The sequence below is a fragment of the Streptococcus suis genome (genome assembly GCF_002964045.1).
Taxonomy (GTDB): domain Bacteria; phylum Bacillota; class Bacilli; order Lactobacillales; family Streptococcaceae; genus Streptococcus; species Streptococcus suis_U.
On record NZ_POPB01000667.1, the window covers coordinates 1 to 283 of the forward strand.

The following is a 283-nucleotide window of genomic DNA, read 5'->3' on the forward strand; positions in this document are numbered from 1 at the left end:
TCAAAAGGAAGATAAAATGCAACATTTCTTAGCAAGTAGGGGTAATGTTTAGAGCTGAGAAAATTTTTATGATAAAACTTTCCAGATTTATTGAGTATTTCACGATATCCAGCGAAGTTGTTACTATTAATATAAGCAACAAATAAATTTGATAATAACAAGCATTTTTCATCATCGTCTACAGAAGTATCTAGCAGATGATGTAAAAGCTCTAGGTGGTCTTTTGTACGTAATCTCTCATTAACTAAAGCTTTTAGTAGTTGATAACTCCTTTCATCCCTAT

The 283-nt window shown here is 30.7% G+C and carries 1 protein-coding gene; it reads right to left on the reverse strand.

The genetic code is table 11. The features are described 5' to 3' along the window. A partial coding sequence (locus C1E99_RS15365; protein WP_238146262.1) for a hypothetical protein occupies positions 1 to 283 on the reverse strand: 283 nt, incomplete at both ends.